Below are 24,241 nucleotides of genomic sequence, written 5' to 3' on the forward strand. Positions count from 1 at the left end.
ATCTCATCGGCCCACTCTAGGGCATTGACAGGAATCCTGACGAATGACCACACTGAAGCAACCGACAGGATTCCTGTCGATCTGACGGTGGGTGCCCGCCCGACGCCACCGGCCTCACCCGGGCACCACCACACATCTCAGCGAAGAGGGCAGTCATGGATCTCCAGGGCAAGGTCGCCGTCGTCACCGGAAGCGGACGCGGACTCGGTCTGGCATACGCCCAGGCCCTCGCAGCCGCCGGAGCCGCCGTCGTCGTCAACGACATCGACCCCACCGCGGTCGACACCGCGGTCGGCACCCTCACCTCGGCGGGCGGCAGAGCCGTGGGCGTCGTGGCAGCCGTGGGCGACACGGCGGCGGCCGAGCAACTCGTCGAGACCGCGGTACGGGAATTCGGGCGTCTGGACGTACTCGTCACCAACGCGGGCATCCTCCGCGACCGCGTGCTGTGGAAGATGGCGGACGACGACTTCGACGCGGTCGTCAAGGTCCATCTGCGCGCCACCTTCACCTGCGCCCGCGCCGCCGCGATCCGGATGCGCGCACAGGGAACCGGCGGCCGTCTCGTCCTGATCTCCTCCCCGGCCGGGCAGCGGGGCAACTTCGGCCAGACCAACTACGCGGCCGCCAAGGCCGGAGTGGTGGCGATGGCACGGACCTGGGCCATGGAACTGGCCAAGGCCCGTATCACCGTCAACGCCGTCATCCCCGTCGCGGCCACCGACATGACCAAGACCATCCCGGCCTTCGCCCCTGTCATCGCGGAGGCCGAGCGCACCGGCACTCCACTGCCGGACCGGCTGCGCAAGGACGAGGGCCTCGGCACCGTCGAGGACGTGGCGGGTCTGATCACCTTCCTGGCCTCGGACGCCGCCGAGGACGTCACCGGCCAGGCCATCGGCATCGGCGGGGACCGCCTGGCGCTGTGGGCCCACCCCACGGAGAAGTCCGTCGCCTTCGCCGACGGCGGGTGGAGCGCCGACGAGATCGGCGCGCGGTGGCACAGCGGTGTCGGGGCCGAGCCCGAAACGTACGGAATCCCCGCTCCGCAGGCACCGGAGGTCTGATATGGGCGACCAGCCGATCGACGTCGACGCGCTCACCGCCCTCGACGTCCACACCCACGCCGAGATCTCCCGGACCGGTCACGGTGCCCTGAGTCCCGAACTCCTCGGCGCCTCCGAGCAGTACTTCAAGGCACACGGCCACCGGCAGCCGACCATCGACGAGATCGCCGCCCACTACCGCGAACGCCGCATGGCCGCGGTGGTGTTCACCGTCGACGCCGAGCACGCCACGGGCCACCCCCGCATCGCCAACGAGGAGGTCGCCGAGGGCTGCGCCGCCCACGCCGACGTGCTCATCCCGTTCGCGAGCGTCGACCCCCACAAGGGCCGGGCGGGCGTGCGGGAGGCCCGACGCCTGGTGGCGGAGCACGGAGTGCGCGGCTTCAAATTCCACCCCGGCCTCCAGGGGTTCGCCCCGAACGACCGGATGGCGTACCCGCTCTACGAGGCCATCGAGGAGCTCGGTGTCCCCGCGCTCTTCCACACGGGGCAGACCGGTATCGGCGCCGGCGTCCCCGGGGGCGGCGGCATCAGGCTCGGGTACAGCAACCCCCTGCTGATCGACGACGTCGCCGTGGACTTCCCGGAACTGAGGATCATCCTGGCCCACCCGTCGTTCCCCTGGCAGGACGAGGCGCTGGCCGTGGCCACGCACAAGCCGCATGTGCACATCGACCTGTCGGGCTGGTCGCCGAAGTACTTCCCGCCGCAGTTGGTGCGGTACGCCAACACGCTGCTCAAGAACAAGGTGCTCTTCGGCTCCGACTACCCGGTCATCACCCCCGACCGGTGGCTCGCCGACTTCGCGAAGCTCGACATCAGGCCCGAGGTCCGCCCCAAGATCCTCAAGGACAACGCCGCCCGCCTGCTCGGCCTGGCCAAGGACTGAGGGAGACGTCGTGCTGAACCAGGGCATCGGTTCCTGGCCCGCGCGCCGGGCCCGCAGGACACCGGACCGGATCGCGGTCGTCCACCGGGACGAGGCGCTCACCTACCGGGAACTGCACCGACGGGTGCTGCGCCTGGCCCACGCGCTGCGCGCCCTCGGAACCGTCCGCGGCGACCGCGTCGCCTACCTGGGCCCCAACCATCCGGCCTTCCTGGAGACCCTGTTCGCGGCCGGCGTGCTCGGTGCCGTCTTCGTCCCGCTCAACACCCGGCTCGCCGCCCCGGAACTGGCGTACTGCCTCGCCGACTCGGGGGCCACCGTCCTCGTGCACGGCCCCGAGCAGGCCGGCGCCGCCGCGAGCGCCGCGCGGGAGGCGGGGATCCGGCACCGCATCGGCCTGGCCGCGGGGGATGCCGTCGGCTACGAGGAGCTGCTCGCGGGCGCGGGGACGGCACCGCTGGACGAAACCGTCACCCCCGACGCCCCCTGCATGATCATGTACACCTCCGGGACCACGGGACGCCCCAAGGGCGCCGTCCTCTCCCACGCCAACATCATCTGGAACAGCGTCAACGTCCTCGTCGACACCGACCTCGCCGGCGACGAGGTAACCCTCGTCGCCGCCCCGCTGTTCCACACCGCCGGGCTCAACATGACGTGCCTGCCCACCCTCCTCAAGGGCGGCCGGGTGGTGCTGCTCGGCGCCTTCGACGCCGAGCAGGTCCTGGACGTCATCGAACGGCAGCGTGTGACCTGCATGTTCGGCGTCCCCACGATGTACGACGCCCTCGCCGCCCGGCCCCGGTGGGCGACGGCGGACCTGTCCGGCCTGCGGACCCTCATCTGCGGGGGCGCGCCGGTGCCGGCGCGTACCATCGCCACCTACCTCGCCCGCGGCCTGGCCTTCAGCCAGGGCTACGGCATGACCGAGGCGTCCCCCGGCGTCCTCTTCCTCGACCGGGAACAGGCCTCGGCCAAGGCCGGCTCGGCGGGAGTGCCGCACTTCTTCACCGACGCCCGCGTGGTGCTGCCGGACGGCCGCGCCGCCGCGCCCGGGCAGCGCGGGGAGATCCTCGTCAGCGGGCCCACCGTCATGACCGGCTACTGGGGACGTACCGAGGACACCACGGCCGCCTTCACCCCTGACGGCCGGCTGCGCACCGGCGACCTCGCACACACCGACGAGGACGGCTACGCGTACGTCGTCGGCCGGATCAAGGACATGTTCGTCTCGGGCGGCGAGAACGTCTCCCCGGCCGAGGTCGAAGAGGCGGTCCTGACCCACCCCGCCGTCCGTGAGTGCGCCGTCATCGGCGTGCCCCACGAGATCTGGGGCGAGGTCGGGCACGCGGTCGTCGTCCTGGAGACCGGCGCGCACCTCGACGATCGGGCGATCCTGGAACATCTGCGGGGCCGGCTCGCCAAGTACAAGATCCCGCGGACCGTCGCCTTCGCCGACAGCCTGCCCCGCACGGCCACGGGAAAGGTCGTCAAGTCCGCCCTGCCCGCGGCCCGCACCACGCCCCCCGCGAACCCCTCCCACCCGTAACCCGGCACCGTCCGGGCACCCCCGAGAGAACAGGACACCATGCCCACCCACGTCAACGGCCTCGAAGAGCTCATGTCCCTCTCCGGAAGCGACCTCGGCCGCACCAACTGGCTGGAGATCACCCAGGAGAGGGTGAACACCTTCGCCGACGCCACCGATGACCACCAGTGGATCCACACCGACCCCGAGCGGGCCGCGGCAGGCCCTTTCGGCGGACCCATCGCCCACGGCTACCTCACGCTCTCCCTGATCATCCCCTTGTTCGGAGAGCTGCTGGAGATCACGGGTACCTCCCTGAGCGTCAACTACGGCCTGGAGAAGGTCCGGTTCCCCCATCCCGTGCCGGTCGGCGCGAGGATCCGCCTGCACGGCGCGGTCGACGCCGTGGAGAAGGTCAAGGGCAACGGCGTCCAGATGCAGATGACCTTCACCGTCGAGGCCGAGGGCAGCGACAAGCCCGTGTGCGTGGCACGGGCCGTCCACCGCCACTACGCCTGACCCGCGCCCGGCGACGGACCGCGGCCCATGGCCGCGCGGCCGGCCGGCACTCCCGGAAGGAAAACCGACAGGCCATGGACAAAGTGGTGGCCACGGCCGCCGAGGCGGTGGCGGACATCGCGGACGGCGCCTCACTCGCCGTCGGCGGCTTCGGCCTCAGCGGCGTACCGAAGACACTCATCGACGCGCTCCACGACCGGGGGTCCACCGGGCTCCACGTCGTGTCCAACAACTGCGGAGCCCTGGACGAGGGGCTGGCCGTCCTGCTCTCGGCCCGCCGCATCGACCGCGTCACCGCCTCCTACGTCGGCGGGAACAAGGAGTTCGCCCGCCAATACCTCGCCGGTGAGCTGGAGTTGGAGCTGATTCCCCAGGGCACGCTCGCGGAACGGCTGCGGGCCGGCGGCGCCGGCATCCCCGCGTTCTACACCCCGGCGGGGGTGGGCACCCTCGTGGCCGACGGCGGTCTGCCCTGGCGCTACGACAAGGACGGCGGCACGGCCGTCGCGTCCCCCAGGAAAGAGGGACGCGTCTTCGACGGCGTCACACACATCCTGGAGCACGCCATCCGTACCGACTTCGCGCTCGTGCGAGCGGCCGTCGGCGACCCCGAGGGCAACCTCGTCTTCACCAAGTCCGCCCGCAACTTCAACCCGCTCGCGGCGATGGCGGGGCGGGTCACCGTCGCGGAGGTCGAGCGGCTCGTCGAACCGGGCGCACTCGACCCCGACGCCGTTCATCTGCCCGGCGTCTTCGTCCAGCGCGTGGTGCGGCTCACCCCGGAACAGGCAGCGGCCAAGGCCGTCGAGAAGCGCACGGTCAAGAAGGAGCCGAACTGATGGCGTGGACCAGAACGGAGATGGCCGCACGCGCCGCTCGTGAACTGCGCGACGGCACATACGTCAACCTCGGTATCGGCCTGCCGACGCTCATCCCCGAGCAGCTGCCCGACGGGGTGCGCGTGGTGCTGCACTCGGAGAACGGGATCATGGGGACCGGTCCGTACCCCGCCGAGGAGGACATCGACCCGGACCTGATCAACGCGGGGAAGGAAACGGTCACCGTCCTGCCGGGCGCGTCGTACTTCGACTCCGCCCTGTCCTTCGGGATGATCCGCGGCGGTCATATCGACACCGCCGTGCTCGGCGCCATGCAGGTGTCCGCCGGCGGCGACCTCGCCAACTGGGCCGTCCCCGGCAAGACGGTCACCGGAATCGGCGGCGCCATGGACCTCGTGCACGGTGCACGGCGCGTCATCGTGCTCATGACGCACACCACCAAGGACGGCCGCCCCAAGGTCGTGACCACCTGCGACCTGCCGCTCACGGGACGGGCCTGTGTCCAGCGGATCATCACCGACCTGGGCGTCCTCGACGTCACCGCCGACGGCCTCGTCCTCGTCGAACGCGCCCCGGAGGTGGGCGCCGATGACCTTCTCGCGGCCACCGCCGCCGAGCTCCGCATCCCCGAGGAGCTGCGATAACCGTGCCTGCGGTCCACGTCGTCGCGCCCGTCCGCGCCCCCTTCGGCCGCTCCGCGGACGCCCTCGCCGCCGCCCGTCCGGACGGCCTCGCCACCCACACCCCGCGGGACTCGAACGCCGAGCAGTCCACGACGCAATACGAAAGCCGCTGACACCATGACGACACCTCCGTCTCCCCCGCTCCCCTCCCAGCGGGACATGGACGTCCAGATCTGTCGCGCCCAGGCCCGCGCCGCCTCGGACGGCGCCTGGCAGGGCCACCCGCCGCGCGACTTCCCGCCCTACCGGAGCAGCGCGCTGCGCCACCCGAAGCAGGCGCCGGTGCACCCACGCGATCCCGAAGCCGTCGAGCTGACCGGCCCCGTGTTCGGCACCACCGACGTGGCCGCCCCCGACCGGGACCTGACCCGGCAGCACACCGGTGAGCCCCTGGGCGAACGGATCACGCTGACCGGCCGCGTCCTGGACCGCCGGGGCCGCCCCCTGCGTGGCCAGCTCGTGGAGATCTGGCAGGCCAACGCCGCCGGGCGCTATGCCCATCTGGCGGACCGGCATCCGGCGCCCCTCGACCCCCACTTCACCGGTTTCGGCCGTTGCCTGACCGACGGCGAGGGCCGCTACTCCTTCACCACGATCAAGCCCGGCGCCTACCCGTGGCGCAATCACGCGAACGCCTGGCGGCCCGCCCACGTCCACTTCTCGCTGTTCGGCGAGGCGTTCACCCAGCGCCTCGTCAGCCAGCTCTACTTCCCCGGCGATCCGCTGCTCCCGTACGACCCGATCCTGCAGTCCGTCACGGACCCGGCCGCCCGGGACCGGCTCATCGCCGCCTACGACCACGACCTCTCCACGCCCGGCCACGCCCTCGGCTACCGCTGGGACATCGTCCTCGACGGCCCGGCCGCCACCTGGTTCGAGGAAGGACGCGACTGATGGCCCCCCTCCTGCCGCCCACCCCGTCGCAGACCGTGGGGCCCTTCCACGGGTTGGCGTTGCCGTTCGCGCGCGGCGGCGACCTCGCCCCTGCCGGGGAGCCCGGCGCCGTCACCGTCCACGGCCATGTGTACGACGGCGCGGGCGCACCGGTGCCGGATGCGCTCCTGGAGTTCTGGCAGGCCGACCCCTCCGGATCCACGGCGGGCGCCCCCGGAACGCTGCGCCGGGACCCCGTGACCGGACGGGCCGTCGGCCGTGACGGCGTCCGCTTCACCGGGTTCGCCCGCGTGCCCACGGACGGGGACGGGCACTGGGCGGTGTGCACCCTCGCACCGGGCGCGCACCCGGAAGGCGCCGTCCCGTATGTGGCCGTGGCCGTCTTCGCCCGCGGTCTGCTGCACCACCTCCACACCCGGATCCATCTGCCGGAGCACGCCGACGCCCTGGCGGACGATCCGGTGCTCGGCGCCCTGCCGGAGGATCGCCGGGGCACTCTGCTCGCCGTGCCCGAACGCGACCGCAGGTACCGGTTCGACGTCCACCTGCAGGGCGACCGGGAGACGGTGTTCCTTGACTTCCGCTGACGCCCGCGACGGCGCCGATGTCGGGTTGCTCTCTCCCGTACGGGCGGGGTCCGCCGCCGAGGCGGCCACCGGTGACCGCGCGTTCCTCCAGGCCATGCTGGACGCCGAGGCCGCCTTGACCCGTGCGCAGGCCCGCCTCGGCCTCGCGCCCGCGTCCGCCGCGTCGGCGGTCACGGCCGCCGCCCGTGCCGACGCCTTCGACCCGGCGGACCTCGCCCGGCAGGCCGAAGCCACCGGGAACCCGGTGCTCCCGCTGGTGGCCGCGCTGCGGACCGCCGTGGGCCCCGCCGTGGCCGGCCAGGTGCACCGCGGCGCCACCAGCCAGGACGTGCTGGACACCGCGGCCATGCTGGTCGCCCGCCGGACCTGCGCCCTGGTGCTGACCGATCTGGACCGCGCCATCGGACAGGCGGCCGCACTGGCCGCGCGGCACCGTGACACCCCGATGCCCGGACGCACGCTCACCCAGCACGCCGTTCCGACGACCTTCGGGCTCAAGGCGGCGGGCTGGTGCTCGCTGCTGCGGGACGCCCGGCGGCGGGTGGCCGCCGTACGCGACTCGCTGCCCGCGCAACTCGGCGGCGCGGCCGGCACCTTGGCGGCCTTCGCGGAGTCCGCCACCCCGGAGGCCGCCCTGCGTCTGGTCACCGTCTACGCCCAGGAGACGGGGCTGGCGGAGCCGGCGTTGCCCTGGCACGCGCTGCGCGCGCCCGTCGCCGACCTCGGCGGAGTCCTGGCCTTCGCCACCGGCGCCCTCGGCAAGTTCGCGGCCGACGTCCTGGTGCTGTCACGGAGTGAGATCGCGGAGTTGAGCGTGGGCGCGGGCGGTGCCTCGTCCGCCATGCCGCACAAGTCCAACCCCGTCGCCGCGACCCTGATCGCCGCTGCCGCCCGTCAGGTCCCCGGGCTCGCGGCGGTGCTCCAGGGGGCCCTTGTCGCGGAGGACGAACGCCCCGCGGGTGCCTGGCACGCCGAGTGGCACACCCTGCGGGAGGCCCTCCGGCTCACCGGGGGCGCGGCCCGGTGCGCCGCCGAACTCTCCGCGGAGCTGCGTCCGGATCCCGCCCGGATGCGCGCCAACCTGGACGTCACCGGCGGCGCGATCGTGTCGGAGCGCTTCGCCGTCGCGCTCGCCCCCTACGCCGGGGACGTCCCGCTGCGCGCCCTGCTCGCCGACGCCGCGTCGCGCGCGAGGGCGGAACGCCTCCCGCTCGCCGACGTCCTGCGTGCCTCACCGCCGTTCGCGGGTGTCCCCGACGCCGTCTGGTACGACCTCGCGGCTCCGGACCGCTATCTCGGCTGCGGCCCCCTCCTGGTCGACCGCGCCCTCGCGGAGCGGCCTGCCGCATATGGCACCACCGAGGAGATCATGTGACAGTCCTTCACCACCGTATCGACGGTCCGCTCCACGGGGCCCGGCTGATCCTGGGGCCGTCGCTCGGCACGTCCCTGCGCGTGTGGGAGCCGCAACTCGCCGCCCTCACCCGCGGGCACCGGGTCCTGCGCTACGACCTTCCCGGGCACGGCGCCTCCCCCGCAGCCGTCCTGCACGCGCCCGCCGCGCACGGAACGACCGTCGGCCGCCTCGCCTCGCTCGTCCTCGACGTCGCCGACCACCACGGCTGGGACAGCTTCCACTACGCGGGCATCTCCCTCGGCGGCGCGATCGGCGCCCACCTCGCCGTCCATCACCCCGAACGCCTCACCTCCCTCGCCCTCGTCTGCGCCTCCGCCCGCTTCGGGCCCCCGGCCGGCTGGCGCGAGCGTGCCGGGCAGGTCCGTTCGCACGGCACCGGACCGCTGCTGCCCGACACGCCGCGGCGCTGGTTCGCCGACCGGTCGACCGCCGGCACGCCCCTCGGCAAGGCGCTGCTGGCCGACCTCGCCGCCACCGCCCCCGATGCCTACGCCGCCTGCTGCGACGCGCTGGCCGCCTACGACCTGCGGGACCAGCTCGGTCTGATCACCGCCCCGGCTCTCGTGATCGCGGGCCGCCGGGACGCGGTCACCCCGCCCTCCCAGGCCCGGGAACTCGTCGACGGCATCGACGGCTCCTCTCTCACCGAGATCGCCGGCGCCGCGCATCTGGCCGGCGCCGAACGCCCCGACGCCGTGGCAGCGGCCCTCCTGGACCACCTCGGCGCGTCCGGCAGCCACCGGGCGGGAACGGCCGTCCGGCGTGCCGTCCTCGGCGACACGCACGTCGACCGGGCCACCGCCCGTACCACCCCCTTCACCGCCGCCTTCCAGGACTTCCTCACCCGGTATGCCTGGGGCGAGATCTGGACCCGCCCCGGCCTCGACCGCCGGACCCGCAGTTGCCTCACCCTCACCGCCTTGACCGCGGGCGGTCATCACGACGAGCTCGCCCTGCACGTACGCGCGGCCCTCACCAACGGCCTCACACCGGACGAGATCGGCGAGGTGCTGCTCCAGTCCGCCGTCTACTGCGGCGTCCCCGCCGCCAACGCCGCCTTCACCGTCGCCCAACGCGTCCTCGACACCGCGTTCTCCGAGGAGTGACCCCGTGAACCGTCCCGTCCGTGCCCGCGTCGCCGTCGTCGGAGCCGGCCCCGCCGGACTGCTGCTCGCCCGTCTGCTCCACCGGAGCGGCATCGACTGCGTGGTCCTGGAGAGCCGTGACCGCGGCTACGTCGAACAGCGCCAGCGCGCCGGAATCCTTGAACAGGGCACGGTCGACACGCTCCGCCGTGCGGGCGCGGCCGCCCGGCTCGAACGGGAGGGCATGCCCCACGACGGCATCGAGCTGCGCTTCGGCGGGGTCCGCCACCGGATCGACTTCCCGTCCCTGACGGACGGCAGCCGCGTGTGGGTGTACGCCCAGACCGAGGTCGTGAAGGACCTCATCGCCCTTCAGCTCAGGGACGGTGCGCCGTTGTACTTCGACGCGCCGGTCCACGCGGTGGAGGGAGCGGACTCGGACAGCTGCGTCGTCCACTACACCCACGAGGGACAGCCTCGCACCCTCACCTGTGACTACGTCATCGGGTGCGACGGCTTCCACGGCGTGGTCAGCGGCGCCGTCCCCGCAGGAGCCACCCGGGTGCACGAGCGCACGTACCCCTACTCCTGGCTCGGCGTCCTCGCCGACGCCCCACCCGCCTACGACGAGCTGATCTATGCCCACTCCGCTCGCGGCTTCGCCCTCGCGAGCATGCGCTCCCCGTCGGTGAGCCGCCTCTACCTCCAGGTCCCCAACGGCGAGGACCCCGACGCCTGGAGCGGCAACCGGATCTGGGACGAACTCGACCTGCGGCTCGGCGCCGACACCTCCTGGCGGCTCCACCGCGGCCCCCTCACCGCCAAGTCGGTTCTGCCGATGCGCAGTCGGGTCACCGAACCGATGCGGTACGGCCGGATCCTGCTGGCCGGCGACGCCGCCCACACCGTCCCGCCGACCGGGGCCAAGGGTCTCAACCTCGCCGCCTCCGACGTCACGGTCCTCGCCGCCGCCTTCGCCGAGCTGTACGACTCGGGTTCCACGGAACTGCTCGACGCCTACTCCGACATCTGTCTGCGGCGCATATGGCGGGCCGAGCACTTCTCGTACGTCCTGACGACGGCGCTCCACACCGCGCCGGACCAGTCCTCCTTCGATGCCCGCCTCCAGCAGGCCCAGTTGGACCGCCTCGCCTCCTCACCGCACGCGGCGGCGGAACTCGCGGCGAACTACACCGGGACCGCTCTCCCCCGGATTTCCGAAAGGCGTGGTACCGCCGCGCCGAGGGATCTGGCAATGTGACATTGCACTGATGCCTCCGGAGCCGCCCGAGGTCCGGAGAGCGTTCACGGACCCGCTGCCGCCACCTCAGCCGGTGCGGCACCCGCCCCCTGGAGACCCCATGGCCGGCTTGCCCGCACGACCCGCCTCCGGGCGCCTCAACACCACGAGCCACGACCTCCCCGTGTCCCCGGAACTGGCCGCGTTCATGGCGGCCGACTGGGCCGGGAGCCCGTCCATCGGTGAAACCCCGCTCCCCGTCACGGACTTGACGGCCGAACGGCGGGCGCGCCTGTCCGCGCGCTTCCCCGGTGAACGGCTCATCGTCCCCGCCGGTGAGCTCAGCGTCCGCTCCAACGACTGCGACCACCGGTTCCGTCCGCACAGCGCGTACGCCCATCTCACGGGCCTGACCGGCGAGGATCAGGTGGGTCACGTCCTCGTCCTGGAGCCGAGCGGGCCTTCGGGACACGAGGCGGTTCTGCACATCCGGCCCCGCTCCCCCCGCCGCGTCGGCAGCGACGAGTTCTACCGTGACCGCCGCCACGGCGAATTCTGGGTGGGGCGCCGGCCCGACCTCGACGAGACCGAGCGCCTGACCGGCATCCGCTGCACCCCCCTCGACGGCTCCGGGAAGCTGCCGCCCGGCCGCCATGCCGCCACCGATCCCGAGCTGCGCGCAGCGCTCAGCGAGGTGCGGCTGGTCAAGGACGCGTGGGAGGTCTCGCAGCTACGGCTCGCCGTGGAGTACACCACCGCCGGCTTCGGCGACGTGGTGCGGGCACTGCCCAGGGCCCTCGCCCACCCGCGCGGCGAGCGCTGGATCGAAGGCGTGTTCCACCTGCGGGCCCGCGCGGAGGGCAACGGCACCGGGTACGACACCATCGCGGCCTCCGGTGCCCACGCATGCGTCCTGCACTGGATCCGCAACGACGGCCCGCTCGACCCGGCCCAGCTCCTCCTGCTCGACGCCGGGGTCGAAACCGACAGCCTCTACACCGCCGACATCACCCGCACTCTGCCCCTGTCCGGCCGCTTCTCCCCCGTCCAGCGCCAGGTGTACGAACTGGTCCTCGCGGCACAGGAAGCGGGCATGGCGGCTCTGCGCCCCGGGGCGACCTTCCGCGACTTCCATCGTGCGGGGATGCGGGTCATCGCCGAGGGGCTGGCCGAGTGGGGAATCCTCACGTCTCCGGAGGGCGACCGGTATCGCCGCTACACGCTGTGCAGCAGCGGCCACATGCTGGGCCTGGACGTGCACGACTGCGCCCAGGCCCGCGCCGAGGCGTACCTGGACGGCGTTCTGGCGCAGGGCAACGTCCTGACCGTGGAGCCCGGGCTGTACTTCCAGCCGGACGATGAGACGCTGCCGCCCGAACTGCGCGGCATCGGCGTGCGCATCGAGGACGATCTGGTCATCACCGCCGAGGGGGCTCAGCTCATGTCCTCGGCACTGCCCAGGACTCCGGACGCGATCGAAGCCTGGATGGGCGCTCTCCTGGAGGGCTGAGAGGGCGGCGCACCGAAGGGTGACGCGCCCTGGGCGGCCGGAGCGTCACCCGTGTGCCCACGCGCCCCCGGCGGGCCGCCCCGCCCGCTCCCGGTGGCCGCGCCCGCCACCCTGGGCGCCCCGGCTCGCTTCGCTGCCGGGGCGCCGGTGGGGAGCGGTGCCGCCGCATCGGCCGCACGGTTCACCTGATGTGCCGCGCGATCCGGGTGGCGCCGTGGAGACAGGATTCGAGCGGTCCGCGCGGGAAATGCCGTGACCAGGAGACGGCGAACAGCGCGGTCACCACGGTGAATGCGATCAGGACCGGCAGGGGTTCGCCCGGCAGCTCCTCGAAACCGAGCAGGTTGATCGCGACGATGTGGAAAACGTACGCGGTCAGGGACATGGTGCCGACCGCGATCACCGGCTGGGCCAGGCGCCGGGAGGAAGCCGGACGGTCGCAGACGGCGATGCAGGCGACCAGCACGAGCACGGCGACTCCCGTGTTGCCCAGGATGGACAGCGTGGTCTCGCTGTGCGGTACGGCGGTCAGCAGCCAGGCCGGGGTGTCGTGGACCGGATCGCCCGCGATGTCCGACCACCACGCCGACATCACCGCTCCGGTGCCGGTACCGGACTCGTATGCCCCGGCGAGGGCTCCCGCGGCGCCCGGCACCAGGTGCAGGGCGAGCCAGGACCCGCCGTAGCCGAGGACGGCGGCGGCGGCGCCGGTGAGCGCGAGGCGGCGGCGGACCGCCGTGGAGGCGAGGTCGAGGCGGGCGACGGCCATCCCGGCGATGACGAACGGCAGCCAGCTCAGCGCGGGATAACTGCCGGTGACCAGCAGATCGACCAGGCCGCCACCGAGACCGCCCGCTCCCGGACCGCCGCTCTCGATCGCTCCCGCCACCACGAACCGCACCTGCGGGAGCACGAGCGCCGTGCCGACGGCGAGGGCGGCGAGCGGCCCGGCGCCGAGCCGGTACAGCGGCAGCACCAGCACGAAATACAACCCGTAGTAGGCGAGGATCACCTCGACGGGAGTGCCGGTCATGGTCAGCAGCGTGCCCAGCACCAGCAGGATCGCGGCCCGGATGAGGACCTTGACGACGGCCTGACGGCCCTCGCGCCCGGTCTTGGGAGCGCGGCGGCCGGTCATCAGGACGACCGAGAAGCCGGCCAGCAGGGCGAAGAGCGCCGAGGCCCGTCCGTGGGAGAGCTCCATCAGGAAGCCTGTGGTTCCGCCCTCGGAGGGGTCGGTGCCCACATGCGCCGCGAACATCCCGAAGACCGCCAGGCCCCGGGCGAGGTCCACCCCGACCAGCCGGCCCGTGCCGCGGGCGGGGGCCGCAGCCGTCGCCGCCCCGGCCGGGTGACCGGCCGGCTGCGGTGCGGGAGCCGCTGCGGAAAGTGAGGTCTGATGCATGCTTCCAGGTTCGGGAAGCACGCAGCCCCTCGGACACCCGGCGGATGTCCGGTGCGCACCCCCCACCTGGCGGGTATCACCCCGTCGACCAGCGGTACCCGGTCTCTTCCCCCGCCTTCCGCGACATGCCTGCGGCGATGCCTCCGAGGGGTGGGCGTCCCGTGCCCGCCCGCCGAACGGCCGGGCGTACCCCGCCGCTCGATCGCCGCACCCGGCCGCAGGGGCCGTGGCGCGGCCACCGCCTCCAGGGGCTGTCCCGTGCTCCCCGGCGGGCGCGCGGCGTCAGCCGGGGAGCACGGGTCAGCCCTTAGGGTCGGCACGAAGACGATCAGGTGCTCCGTGGGCGAGTGCGACAGCGAGGCAGGTGCGCATTGATCCGGGTAGTGGTGGTGGACGACGAGGCGCTGGTCCGGTCCGGCTTCGAGCTCATCCTGAACGCCTCGGACGACATCGAGGTCGTCGCGACATCGACCGGCCGGGACGCGGTCGGCACCGTACGGCGCGCACACCCCGACGTCGTCCTGCTCGACATCCGCATGCCCGACGTCGACGGTCTGAGCGTGCTGCGCGCGCTGCGGACCCTGCCCGAGGGGCCGGTGGTGGCGATGCTGACGACCTTCGACACCGACGAGTACATCCTCACCGCACTGCGGTCGGGCGCTGCCGGGTTCCTCCTCAAGGACACCGAACCCGACCAGCTGCCCCAGCTGGTCCGCACCCTCGCGGCGGGCGGCGTCGTCCTCTCCCCCAGGGCGTCCCGTGCCCTCCTGCACGACCATCCCGAGCAGGGCGGTATCGGCGACGCCGAGGCCGCCCGCGTCGACCGGCTCACCGACCGGGAGCGCGACGTCCTGGTCCTGATCGCGGAAGGCCTGTCCAACGCCGACATCGGCGCGCGCCTCCACCTCAGCGCGGGCACCGTCAAGGATCACGTCAGCGCGATCCTCACCAAGCTGCGGGTCGCCGGCCGCGTCCAGGCCGCGCTCCTGGCCCAACGGGCCGGGCTGCTGGACGGACCGGAGGGGCAGCGGTGACCCGCCGGTCCGTGCCCCACTGGCTCATCGATGCGGGAATCATCGTCCTCGCCGCTCTGGACGCCTGGCTCATGAACCCCGCCGCGCCGACCCCGGCCCACCTGGCGCTCACCGCCCTGGCCTCCGGAGCGCTCGCCCTGCGACGGCGCCATCCGCTGCTGGTGTTCCTCCTCACCCTCCCGGCCACCGTGATCGCCGACCTGGTGGTCGTCCCGTTCGCCGCCTTGTACACCCTTGCCGACGCTTCCCGGAACCGCCGGCTCATCACCGCCTGCGCCGTCGTCTCCGCCGTCGCCGGCACGGTGCCCTGGCCGCTGTCCGGCTTCGAGGGCCGCACCTGGACCTTCATCAGCTTCGTCTACACCCTGGCCACCGCCGCCGCGCCGGTCCTGCTCGGCCAGCTCGTCCAGGCCCGGCGTGACCTCGCGCTGCGGCTGGTGGAGATCGGCGAGGTCCGCGAGCACGAACGGCAGCTGCACGCCCAAGCCGCCTTGGCCCGCGAGCGCACCCAGCTCGCCCGGGAGATGCACGACGTCGTCTCCCACCAGGTCAGCCTGATCGCGGTACGCGCCGGAGCGCTCCAGGTCGCGGCCCGGGACCCGGACACCGAGGACGCCGCCCGCACCATCCGCACGCTCAGCGTCGACACCTTGGACGAACTGCGGCACATGGTCACCCTGCTGCGCGCCTCCGGCCGCCGCTCCGTCGAGCTCACGCCGCAACCCACCCTCGCCGACCTGCGTCAGCTCCTCGACACCAGCGGTATCGAGACCGAGGTGACCGGCGAGCTGCCCCCCGACCTGAGCGCCCCGGCACAGCGGGCGGTCTACCGTACCGTTCAAGAATCCCTGACCAACGTACGCAAGCACGCCCCCGGCGCCCGTGCGACCGTGCGGCTGTGGCACGACGCGACGCATTTCGGCGTCGACGTCACCAACACGCGACCGGACCGCCCGGCCCTGCCCCTGCCCGGCTCCCACCACGGGCTGATCGGTCTCGGCGAACGCGCCGAGCTGCTGGGCGGCACCCTGACCTCCGGGCCGACGGCTGACGGCGGATACGCGGTGCGGCTGCGCGCGCCCAGATGGACGGAGTGAAGGCGGGCGACGGGATCCGTCCGGACATCCGCGGGCGGGTGTGCTCCCTGCCCGCCGCGACCTGCTTCTCCTGCCGCCGCAGGAAGCCGGCGGTGTCGCGGTGGTGCGCGCTCATGCGGACGCCTCGGTGTCCGGGGCCGGGCGGCAGCCGAATTCCCGGAGGAGGTCCAGGGCCTGGGGCCAGTCCCCGTATCCGGATGCCGGGTTGAGGTGTCCGACCGGGCCGAGGTCCACGACGCGGCTGCCCCAGTCGTGGGCCATTTCGACGACCCGGCCGAACCGGGCCATGGGGTCGTCCGTGCTCGCCGCGACGACGGCGGGGAACGGGAGCGGCGTCCTCGGGGTCGGCAGCCAGCCGTTCTCCCGCAGGGTCCGTGGTGCGGGGTGGCCTGCGGGCAGCGGGGTGTCGAAGTCCGGCGGCGTCGCGAGCAGGGCGCCGCGCACCGGGCGGTGGTGCCGGGCCGCCCAGTGGACGGTGGTGTGCACCCCGGCGCTGTGCGCGACGAGCACGACCGGTCCCCGGATCCGGGACAGCGTGTCGTGCAAGGCCGTCACCTGCGTGTCGCGGCTGAGCCGGGCGTCCGCCGCGGGCGGCACGGTCACGGCTCCGGCGAACCGGGTGGCGAGTACCGTCTGCCAGTGGTCGGGCACGTGGTCACGCAGACCGGGCACGAGCACGACCGTGGGGGTGGGGTTCATGTCGGGAGCTCCGATTCTCGCAGGGCCCGGCCCGGGAGCGGGACGAGGCCCTTGTCGTGATGGCGTCTGCCGAGCGCGAAGGCCGAGCCCGCCACCAGCGAGACGAGCGGGATGATGCGGAGGGCGGCGGGCAGGCCCAGGTGGTCGGCGAGGATTCCGGTCACCGCTGGTCCGGGTGCCAGGCCCAGCAGGCTGTTGGCGAGGGTGAGCGTGGCCATGGCCGTCGCCGCGACGGCGGCCGGGGTCAGGCTCACCACCATGGCGGCGGCAGGTCCGGCCGTGGCGTTGGACAGCAAGGTGCCGAGGCCGACGAGGACGAGTTGCGGTGCGCCGGGAGGGAGGTGGAACCCTGCCGTGAGGAGGATGAGCGAACCGGCGCTGCAGACGAGGGCGACGGTCCATTTCAGCTGGGCGTTCCGGCGCCCCAGCCGGTCGCACACCATGCCGCCGCCGACCATGCCGACCCCGGTGATCAGCGCGAAGGCGCCGGCGGCGAGTCCGGCCTCGGCGGGCGCCAGGCCGTAGGAGCGGTCGAGGAAGCTCGGCATCCAGGCCAGCAGCGCCATCGCGAGAAACATCTGCAATCCGCTGCCGACGTAGGCGCACAGGACGGAGACGGGGGAGAACAGCCGCGGCAGGAGCGTCCGCAGCGGTCTTTCGGTGTCCGGCGCGCCGCCCGTTCCGGCATCGGTCGATGCCGTTTTCCGGTCCGTCACGACGATGCCGTAGACCGCGGCCAGGGCCAGTCCGAACAGGCCCATGGCGGCGAACGTCCAGCGCCAGCCGACATGTTGGGCGAGGACCCCGCCGGCCGACACGCCGAGTACGGACCCGAAGGCGCCGCCGGCGATGAAGGTGCCGGAGAGGGTGGCCCGCAGGCGGGCCGGGAACACGCTCAGCACCACCGCGATGCCGACGCTTCCGTAGGCCGCCTCCCCCACGCCGACCATGAAGCGGCCCAGGAACATCTGGCCGTAGCTCGCGGAGACGGCGCAGCCCAGGGTCGCCAGGCTCCACACCACCGCGGCCACGACCAGGCTCCTGACCCGGCCCCAGCGGTCGGCGAGCAGCGACAACGGGAAGGCCAGCACGCCGACCATCAGGGCGACGACGCCGCTCAACGACCCCAACTGGGCGTCGGACAGCGCCCATTCGGCCTTCAGCAGCGGGAACACCGCGTTCAGGACCTGCCGCGACATGTAGTCGGACAGCAGCAGTCCGAAGCTGAGGGCGAACACCAGCCACGCGTAGCGGCGGGTCACCGGCTCAGCAGGGCCGGTCACCGGCGATCCCGGCACGCTCCATCTTGCGGACGGCGGGCCAGTAGTCCTGGACCGCGTAGTGCTGGGTGGAGCGGTTGTCCCAGATGGCCACGCTGTTCTTCGTCCAGCGCCAGCGGACCTGGTACTCGGGGACCGCCGCCTGGCTGATCAGGTAGTTCAGCAGGAGATTCGCGCCGGGGGCGTGGTCCTGGCCGAACCGTACGTTCTCGGGAGTGTGGTGGTTGACGAAGTGGGTGGTGAAGGCGTTGACGAAGAGGATCTTCTCCCCGGTCTCCGGGTGGGTGCGGACCACCGGGTGCTCCGGGTCCGGGTAGCGGGCCTTGAGCTGATGACGCTCCTCCCTCGGCATGACCGCGCCGAAACTGGCCTCGATGCTGTGCCGGGCACGCAGACCGGCGATCTGCGTGCGGATGTGCTCGGGGAGCCTGCGGTGGGCCTCCACCATGTTGACCCAGATCGTGTCGCCGCCCACCTCGGGGGTCTCGACACAGCGCAGCACGGCGCCCATCGGCGGGCAGTCGCGCCATGTGGCGTCGCAGTGCAGGGCGTTCTCGTAGTGTTCGGGTTTGCTGTCCAGGTCCTTGTAGATGCGGACGAGGCCCGGGTGCTCGGGGTCGCTGCCGAGGACCGGGTGGTCCTCCAGCGGGCCGAGGCGGGAGGCGAAGGCGACGTGCTCGGCCCGGGTCAGGTCCTGATCGCGCAGGAACAGCACCTTGTGGCGGAGCAGAAGCTGTTTGATCTCGGCGAAGAGTGCGTCGTCGCGGGTGGCGTCGCCGAGCTGGACGCCGTGCAGTTCGGCTCCGATGGTGCAGGTCAACGGTTCGGCCTGGATCCGGGTCCGGGTGGAGGTCTGAGTCATGGGTGCGCTCCTGCGGTTCGGGGGCTCGAAACGGCGGGGTGGCTCGGAGTGTTCGGGGGCTCAGGGGAGCAGGACGGACGAACCCGTGGTGCGGCCCGCTTCCAGCGCACGGTGCGCCGCCACGGCGTCGTCGAGGGCGTAGCGCTGGTTGATCTGGATCGCGATCCGGCCGGCGGCGACATGGCCGAACAGCTCGCCGGCCAGATCGTCCCGCTCCGCCGGCTCGGCGATGTAGTCGGCCAGCGCGGGCCGGGTCACGAACAGCGAGCCGTGGACGGCGAGCTGCATCGCGTCGAGGGGCGGCACGCCGGACGCCGTGCCGAAGCACACCAGCAGGCCGCGGCGGCTGAGGGAGGCCATGGACCCGGCGACGGTGTCCTTGCCGATGCTGTCGAGGACGAGGGGCACGCCTGCGCCACGGGTCAGCTCCCGCACGCGCGCGGCGACATCCTCCTGGCGGTACAGGATGGTGTGGTCGCAGCCGTGGGCCCGGGCGAGTTCGGCCTTGGCCTGCGTGGAGACCGTGCCGATCACGGTGAGGCCCAGCAGCTTCGCCCACTGGCAGACGATGAGGCCGACACCGCCGGCGGCGGCGTGCAGCAGGATCGTGTCCCCCGGCTTCAGCGGATGGATCCGGCGCAGCAGGTAGGCAGCGGTGAGGCCCCGCATGGTCATCGCGGCGGCGGTCTCGCAGTCGATGCCGTCGGGCAACCGGATCAGCGGGGCGGCCGGCATGATCCGTTCGGTGCTGTAGGCGCCGAGCGGGCTGCCGGTGTACGTGACGCGGTCGCCCTCGGCGACGTGGGTGACGCCCGTGCCGACGGCCTCGACGACCCCGGCGCCCTCGACGCCGAGACCGGCGGGCAGCGGCGCGGGGTAGAGGCCGGTGCGGAAGTAGGTGTCGGCGAAGTTGAGGCCGATGGCCTCGTGCCGGACGCGGACCTGTCCGGGGCCCGGTGAGCCGACGGTGACCTGCTCCCGTCGCAGGACGTCGGGGCCGCCGGTCTCGTGGAAGCGGATGGCGTGTGCCACGGGGTGCTCTCTTCGTTCGGTGGTGGTCAGCGGGTGGTGTCGCGGAGCATGAACCCGCGCTGTCCGGGGCGCCGGTTGGGCACCATGCCGAGGCGGGTCAGGGTCTGGTCGGTGTCGGCGTAGTCCTCGCCGAGGTGGTAGATCTCCTTGGCCTCCGCGCCGCTCGCGATGTCGCGGCCGAGAGCGTCGGCGATCCGCACCATCTGCTCGACCTGCCGGACGGAGCTCATGCGCTCGCCCTTGCGCGCCCACAGGTTGTCCTCGTTGCCCACGCGGACGTGGACGCCCAGGGCGATGGCGATGGCGTTCATGGGGGCGACGGCGCGCATCGAGGACTCGATGGTGAGAACGGCGCCGTCGGGGACCCGGCGGACGAACTCGATCAGATCGGCCGGGTGGCGCCCGGCGAACCCGCCGCCGATGGCCACGTAGTTGAGGACCAGGGGGCCGGTGTGGACGCCGCTGCGGATGAGGCGCTCGACGGTCTCCAGCTGGGCCATGGTGGCGAGCTGGAAGTGCGGCTGGATGCCGTTGTCGTGCAGGCGCTTGAGGTGTTCGAGGTAGAAGTCGGGACCGGCCTCGACGACCATGTCGCGGTAGGCCCGGTAGTAGTCGGGCTTGGCGATCGAGGTGCCGGCCAGGTCGTCGTCCGACATGATCTCGACGATGTTCATCTGGCTGGTGTTGATGGCGATCGTCACCTGGTCGGGGCGCGGGGTGAGTTCGGCCAGCAGGTGACGGGTGTCGTAGCTCAGCCACTTCGCCTCGGCGCCCTCGTCCTCGGGGGCGAACGAGATCGATCCCCCGATCTGCAGGACCATGTCGGGAACGGCCTCGCGCAGCCGTGCGAGCAGTTCGTTGAACATGGACATGCGCTTGGAGCCGTGACCGTCCAGTTCGCGTACGTGGATGTGGAGCACGGTGGCGCCGGCCCGGTAGCAGTCGACGGCGGCCTGGACGTGCTCGTCCATGGTCAGGGGCAGGTCGTCGGTGTCGCCGGGGAGCCACTCCGGGCCGTAGGGAGCGGCCTGGATCACCAGCTTCTCCTGGTTCTCGGGCAGCAGGGAGTCATCGAGGAAGTGCACGGGTCATCTCCTGGTGAGCGCAGGCGACGGCCTGAGGGACCGCCGGTCGCCGTCGGGCCAACTCGGTGTGTTCGCAAGGCCGTTGCTCGCGGGAGCTGCGGTTTTCCTTGCGGTACGGCCACGTTAGGAGCGGGTGACGTGCCGCGCTTCACCAGAGGTGACAGGAGACTTGTCAGTTGGGGACAGGGCCGGCCTCCCGGCGGGCGCGCCACTCGCGTGCGCTGACGCCGAACCGGTCACGGAACCAGCGGGAGAAGGCGCTGGGGGCGGAGAAGCCGAGCAGGCCGGAGATCTCCGTCAGGGAGCGGCGCGGGTTCGCCACCAGTTGCTCGGCGAGCTGTGCGCGCGTGGCGTTGACGAGCGAGGAGAACGTCTCGCCGGACGCGGCCAGATGCCGGTGGACGGTTCTGCGGTCGACGCCCAGGCTCCCCGCGACCTGTTCGATCGAGCAGCGCCCGGTCGGCAGCAGGACCTCGATCAGTTCGCGCACCCGGTCCAGCTCGGTGGTCTCCGACGTCACCGCGATGGACTCGAAATACTGGCGGGCGTAGCCGCGCAGCAGGGGGTCCGACATCGTGTTGGGGGTGTCGAGCGCGGCAGCGTGGACGACAAGTCCGTTGAATTCCCGGTCGAATTCCACCACCGGCCCGAAGTAACGCCGGTGTGCGGTGACGTCGCGCGGGGCTCCGTGGGTGAAGCACACGGACACCGGCCGCCAGCGGGCACCGAGGAAGACCCGCAGAAATCCGTGGAAGGCTCCGACGGCCAGCTCGATGGCCTGCCGGGCCCGGTGCGCCTCACCGAGCTCCAGGCTCACCTTGACGGTGGCGAGTCCGTCCGCCTCGGTGAGCCGGCTGCGCATCATCTCGTTGCACATCCGCTCGTGGCGGATCAGGAGTTGGAGGGCGCTGCGGACATCGGGCTCCTCCCGCAGGACGAGGCTGATGGGCCCGAGATTCGAGAAGCGGCGACGCTCGGCGAGCAGCAGACCGAACTCCTCGCGGCGGGCGGCCACGGCGGAGAGTTCGAGGAGGTCGGTGACGGCGGTGCCGGATATCCACCGGTCCTGGACGGCGAGCCCGACCGGGTCGAGTCCCACGCGCTTCATCAGGGCGCGCGGATCGACGCCGAGGGACTCGCCGAGCTCCATGTAGCCGTTCAGCGCTGCGTTGCGGACCAGTGGCTTCATCGTGGCGCTCCAGTGATCTGTCCCGAACCGATAGGCCATTCGTTCCCCCCGAGGTCAAGCGATGCACCGGGCCGTGACCTGGTGTGACACCACCGCGGAGCCGCGTCCCCTTGCCTCTTTCCCGGCGCCGGCCCCGTCAGAGGGGTTGGCGTCACGGGCTCGCCTCCCTATCGTCTGAGCAAAACGTGAGCACCTCTCACATTTAAGGATCACGACGATGGTCATCTTTCACCCGCCGCGCCGCAGACGCAGATCCCTCACGGCGGTCCTCCTGCTCCTCACCGCGATGTCCCTGATGCTCGGGCCCGTGCCCAGCTCCGCGGCGCAGTCCCCCTGGTGGGATCCGATCGCGCGGCCCACGCCCGACGCCGGGATCAACGTCACGGGTGAGCCCTTCAAGGGCACCGACTCCCGGGGGAACGTGCGGGGTTTCGTCGACGCCCACGACCACATCATGTCCAACGAGGGCTTCGGCGGCCGGCTGATCTGCGGCAAGCCGTTCTCGGAGCAGGGCGTCGCCGACGCGCTCAAGGACTGCCCCGAGCACTACCCCGACGGCTCGCTCGCCATCTTCGACATGATCACCAAGGGCGGCGACGGCAGGCACGACCCCACCGGGTGGCCCACCTTCAAGGACTGGCCCGCCCACGACTCGCTGACCCACCAGCAGAACTACTACGCCGGGATCGAGCGGGCCTGGCGCGGCGGCCAGCGGGTGCTGGTCAACGACCTGGTCACCAACGGCGTGATCTGCTCGGTGTACTTCTTCAAGGACCGCAGCTGCGACGAGATGACCGCCATCCGCCTCGAGGCGAAGAAGTCGTACGAGATGCAGGACTTCATCGACAAGATGTACGGCGGCCCGGGCAAGGGCTGGTTCCGGATCGTCACCGACAGCGCGCAGGCCAGGCAGGTCATCGAGCAGGGCAAGCTGGCCGTCGTCCTGGGCGTCGAGACCTCGGAGCCGTTCGGCTGCAAGCAGATCCTCGACGTCGCGCAGTGCGGCAAGGACGACATCGACCGCGGCCTGGACGAGCTGAAGGAACTCGGCGTCAGCAGCATGTTCCTGTGCCACAAGTTCGACAACGCCCTGTGCGGGGTGCGCTACGACTCCGGCGCGCTCGGCACGGCCATCAACGTGGGTCAGTTCCTGTCGACCGGCACGTACTGGAAGACGGAGGACTGCCGGGGCCCGCAGCACGACAACCCCATCGGCAACGCGCCGGCGCCGGAGGCGGAGAAGCGGCTGCCCGAGGGCGAGAAGGTCCCGGCCTACGCGTCGGGCGCGCAGTGCAACACCCGCGGCCTCACCGACCTCGGCGCGTACGCGGTGCGCGGCATGATGAAGCGCAACATGATGCTCGAACTCGACCACATGAGCGTCAAGGGCGTCGGCCAGGCACTCGACATCCTGGAGTCCGAGAAGTACCCGGGCGTCATCTCCTCGCACAGCTGGATGGACCTCGGCTGGACCGAACGCCTCTACAGGCTCGGCGGGTTCGCCGCCCAGTACATGAGCCAGTCCAAGGGCTTCATCGGGGAAGCGGCGCGCACCAAGGACCTGCGCGACAAGTACCACGTCGGCTACGGCTACGGCACCGACATGAACGGTGTCGGCGGCTGGCCCGCTCCGCGGGGCGCGGACGCCCCTGCCCCGGTGACGTACCCCTTCCGCAGCGTGGACGGCGGCTCGGTGATCGACAAGCAGACCACCGGCGAGCGCACCTGGGACTTCAACACCGCCGGCGGTGCGCACTACGGCATGGTCCCGGACTGGATCCAGGACATCCGCAACGTCGGCGGCGAGGAGGTCGTCCAGGACCTGTTCTCGGGCGCCGAGTCCTACCTCCGCACCTGGGCCAACACCGAGAAGTACCGGCCCGGGAAGAACCTGGCCTCGGGCGCGACCGCCTCGGCGTCCTCCTCGGAGTGGTGGAACCCGTTCGAAAGCTTCGCGCCCGGCAAGGCCGTCGACGGCGACACGGGCACGCGCTGGGCCAGTGAGTGGAACGACGACCAGTGGCTGCGGATCGACCTCGGATCCGTGAAGCCGGTCAGGCGCGTCACCCTCGACTGGGAGGCGGCGTACGCGAAGTCGTACCGCGTCGAGCTGTCGGACGACGGCACGGACTGGAGGACGGCGTGGTCCACGGACTCCGGTGACGGCGGCCTCGACACGGCACGGTTCGCCGAAACCCGGGCGCGCTACGTGCGCGTCAAGGGGCTGGAGCGCGGCACCCGGTGGGGCTACTCGCTGCGCGAGGTCGGTATCCACGCCGACTGAGCCGCCCGTGCGGCGC

The 24,241-nt window shown here is 72.2% G+C and carries 23 protein-coding genes; 16 read left to right on the plus strand and 7 right to left on the minus strand.

Annotation, left to right across the window (positions count from 1 at the left end):
- Nucleotides 1-155 precede the first annotated feature (155 nt).
- From ABT345_RS31730 to ABT345_RS31790, 13 genes are all read left to right on the plus strand, one after another.
- Nucleotides 156-1,067 (plus strand): SDR family oxidoreductase, encoded by a 912-nt coding sequence (locus ABT345_RS31730; RefSeq protein ID WP_345092517.1) that lies wholly within the window; start codon nt 156-158, stop codon nt 1,065-1,067.
- 16 nt (nt 1,068-1,083) lie between these two features.
- Complete coding sequence (locus tag ABT345_RS31735) at nt 1,084-1,956, plus strand: amidohydrolase family protein (protein ID WP_345092674.1); 873 nt, start codon at nt 1,084-1,086, stop codon at nt 1,954-1,956.
- A gap of 10 nt (nt 1,957-1,966) precedes the next feature.
- The gene (locus ABT345_RS31740) at nt 1,967-3,505 is read left to right on the plus strand and encodes an acyl-CoA synthetase (protein ID WP_345092520.1); all 1,539 of its coding nucleotides are present in this window, start codon (nt 1,967-1,969) and stop codon (nt 3,503-3,505) included.
- 39 nt (nt 3,506-3,544) lie between these two features.
- Nucleotides 3,545-4,003, plus strand: a complete 459-nt coding sequence (locus ABT345_RS31745) for a MaoC family dehydratase (RefSeq protein WP_345092523.1) — start codon at nt 3,545-3,547, stop codon at nt 4,001-4,003.
- A 74-nt stretch (nt 4,004-4,077) separates the two neighbouring features.
- Entirely contained in the window at nt 4,078-4,842 is a 765-nt protein-coding gene (locus tag ABT345_RS31750) for a CoA transferase subunit A (RefSeq protein WP_345092526.1), read from the plus strand.
- Nucleotides 4,842-5,486 (plus strand): 3-oxoacid CoA-transferase subunit B, encoded by a 645-nt coding sequence (locus ABT345_RS31755; RefSeq protein ID WP_345092529.1) that lies wholly within the window; start codon nt 4,842-4,844, stop codon nt 5,484-5,486. The genes ABT345_RS31750 and ABT345_RS31755 overlap by 1 nt, the downstream gene beginning before the upstream one ends.
- Before the next feature lie 2 nt (nt 5,487-5,488).
- A complete protein-coding gene (locus tag ABT345_RS31760; RefSeq protein ID WP_345092532.1) occupies nt 5,489-5,638 on the plus strand; it encodes a hypothetical protein in 150 nt (49 codons plus the stop codon).
- 4 nt (nt 5,639-5,642) lie between these two features.
- A complete protein-coding gene (gene pcaH / locus ABT345_RS31765; RefSeq protein WP_386458681.1) occupies nt 5,643-6,419 on the plus strand; it encodes a protocatechuate 3,4-dioxygenase subunit beta in 777 nt (258 codons plus the stop codon).
- Nucleotides 6,419-7,006, plus strand: coding sequence for a protocatechuate 3,4-dioxygenase subunit alpha (pcaG, locus tag ABT345_RS31770; RefSeq protein WP_345092535.1), 588 nt, complete (start codon nt 6,419-6,421; stop codon nt 7,004-7,006). The genes pcaH and pcaG overlap by 1 nt, the downstream gene beginning before the upstream one ends.
- On the plus strand, nt 6,993-8,381 hold the full coding sequence (gene pcaB / locus ABT345_RS31775) for a 3-carboxy-cis,cis-muconate cycloisomerase (protein ID WP_345092539.1): 1,389 nt from the start codon (nt 6,993-6,995) through the stop codon (nt 8,379-8,381). Before pcaG ends, pcaB begins: the two co-directional genes overlap by 14 nt.
- Nucleotides 8,378-9,529 (plus strand): bifunctional 3-oxoadipate enol-lactonase/4-carboxymuconolactone decarboxylase PcaDC, encoded by a 1,152-nt coding sequence (pcaDC, locus tag ABT345_RS31780; RefSeq protein WP_345092542.1) that lies wholly within the window; start codon nt 8,378-8,380, stop codon nt 9,527-9,529. Before pcaB ends, pcaDC begins: the two co-directional genes overlap by 4 nt.
- 4 nt (nt 9,530-9,533) lie before the next feature.
- On the plus strand, nt 9,534-10,769 hold the full coding sequence (locus tag ABT345_RS31785) for a 4-hydroxybenzoate 3-monooxygenase (RefSeq protein WP_345092544.1): 1,236 nt from the start codon (nt 9,534-9,536) through the stop codon (nt 10,767-10,769).
- A 100-nt stretch (nt 10,770-10,869) separates the two neighbouring features.
- Nucleotides 10,870-12,258 carry an aminopeptidase P family protein gene (locus ABT345_RS31790; protein ID WP_345092547.1) on the plus strand — a complete coding sequence of 463 codons (1,389 nt, stop codon included), beginning with the start codon at nt 10,870-10,872 and terminating at the stop codon, nt 12,256-12,258.
- Between the two features lie 181 nt (nt 12,259-12,439).
- Here ABT345_RS31790 and ABT345_RS31795 read toward each other — a convergent pair whose 3' ends face one another.
- Nucleotides 12,440-13,663, minus strand: coding sequence for a DUF418 domain-containing protein (locus ABT345_RS31795; protein ID WP_345092550.1), 1,224 nt, complete (start codon nt 13,661-13,663; stop codon nt 12,440-12,442).
- Nucleotides 13,664-14,034: 371 nt separating this feature from the next.
- On the opposite strand from ABT345_RS31795, the gene ABT345_RS31800 reads away from it, so the two are divergent.
- Both ABT345_RS31800 and ABT345_RS31805 read left to right on the plus strand, forming a co-directional pair.
- A complete protein-coding gene (locus ABT345_RS31800) occupies nt 14,035-14,697 on the plus strand; it encodes a response regulator (RefSeq protein WP_345092553.1) in 663 nt (220 codons plus the stop codon).
- 71 nt (nt 14,698-14,768) lie between these two features.
- On the plus strand, nt 14,769-15,794 hold the full coding sequence (locus ABT345_RS31805; RefSeq protein WP_345092680.1) for a sensor histidine kinase: 1,026 nt from the start codon (nt 14,769-14,771) through the stop codon (nt 15,792-15,794).
- A gap of 111 nt (nt 15,795-15,905) precedes the next feature.
- Here ABT345_RS31805 and ABT345_RS31810 read toward each other — a convergent pair whose 3' ends face one another.
- The 6 genes from ABT345_RS31810 to ABT345_RS31835 all read right to left on the minus strand — a co-directional run bounded on the left by ABT345_RS31810 (nt 15,906) and on the right by ABT345_RS31835 (nt 21,941).
- The gene (locus tag ABT345_RS31810) at nt 15,906-16,493 is read right to left on the minus strand and encodes an RBBP9/YdeN family alpha/beta hydrolase (RefSeq protein WP_345092556.1); all 588 of its coding nucleotides are present in this window, start codon (nt 16,491-16,493) and stop codon (nt 15,906-15,908) included.
- Nucleotides 16,490-17,776 carry an MFS transporter gene (locus ABT345_RS31815; protein ID WP_345092559.1) on the minus strand — a complete coding sequence of 429 codons (1,287 nt, stop codon included), beginning with the start codon at nt 17,774-17,776 and terminating at the stop codon, nt 16,490-16,492. Before ABT345_RS31815 ends, ABT345_RS31810 begins: the two co-directional genes overlap by 4 nt.
- A complete protein-coding gene (locus ABT345_RS31820) occupies nt 17,760-18,635 on the minus strand; it encodes a TauD/TfdA dioxygenase family protein (protein ID WP_345092562.1) in 876 nt (291 codons plus the stop codon). Before ABT345_RS31820 ends, ABT345_RS31815 begins: the two co-directional genes overlap by 17 nt.
- A 60-nt stretch (nt 18,636-18,695) precedes the next feature.
- Nucleotides 18,696-19,667, minus strand: a complete 972-nt coding sequence (locus ABT345_RS31825; RefSeq protein WP_345092565.1) for a quinone oxidoreductase family protein — start codon at nt 19,665-19,667, stop codon at nt 18,696-18,698.
- A gap of 26 nt (nt 19,668-19,693) precedes the next feature.
- On the minus strand, nt 19,694-20,752 hold the full coding sequence (locus tag ABT345_RS31830; protein WP_345092568.1) for a beta-keto acid cleavage family enzyme: 1,059 nt from the start codon (nt 20,750-20,752) through the stop codon (nt 19,694-19,696).
- Between the two features lie 172 nt (nt 20,753-20,924).
- Nucleotides 20,925-21,941 (minus strand): AraC family transcriptional regulator, encoded by a 1,017-nt coding sequence (locus ABT345_RS31835; protein WP_345092571.1) that lies wholly within the window; start codon nt 21,939-21,941, stop codon nt 20,925-20,927.
- Nucleotides 21,942-22,158: 217 nt separating this feature from the next.
- Between ABT345_RS31835 and ABT345_RS31840 the strand changes: the two genes are divergently transcribed.
- On the plus strand, nt 22,159-24,225 hold the full coding sequence (locus ABT345_RS31840) for a discoidin domain-containing protein (RefSeq protein ID WP_345092574.1): 2,067 nt from the start codon (nt 22,159-22,161) through the stop codon (nt 24,223-24,225).
- The last annotated feature ends 16 nt before the right edge of the window (nt 24,226-24,241 follow it).

Source organism: Streptomyces sp. NPDC000404, assembly GCF_040300365.1.
Taxonomy (GTDB): domain Bacteria; phylum Actinomycetota; class Actinomycetes; order Streptomycetales; family Streptomycetaceae; genus Streptomyces; species Streptomyces ramulosus.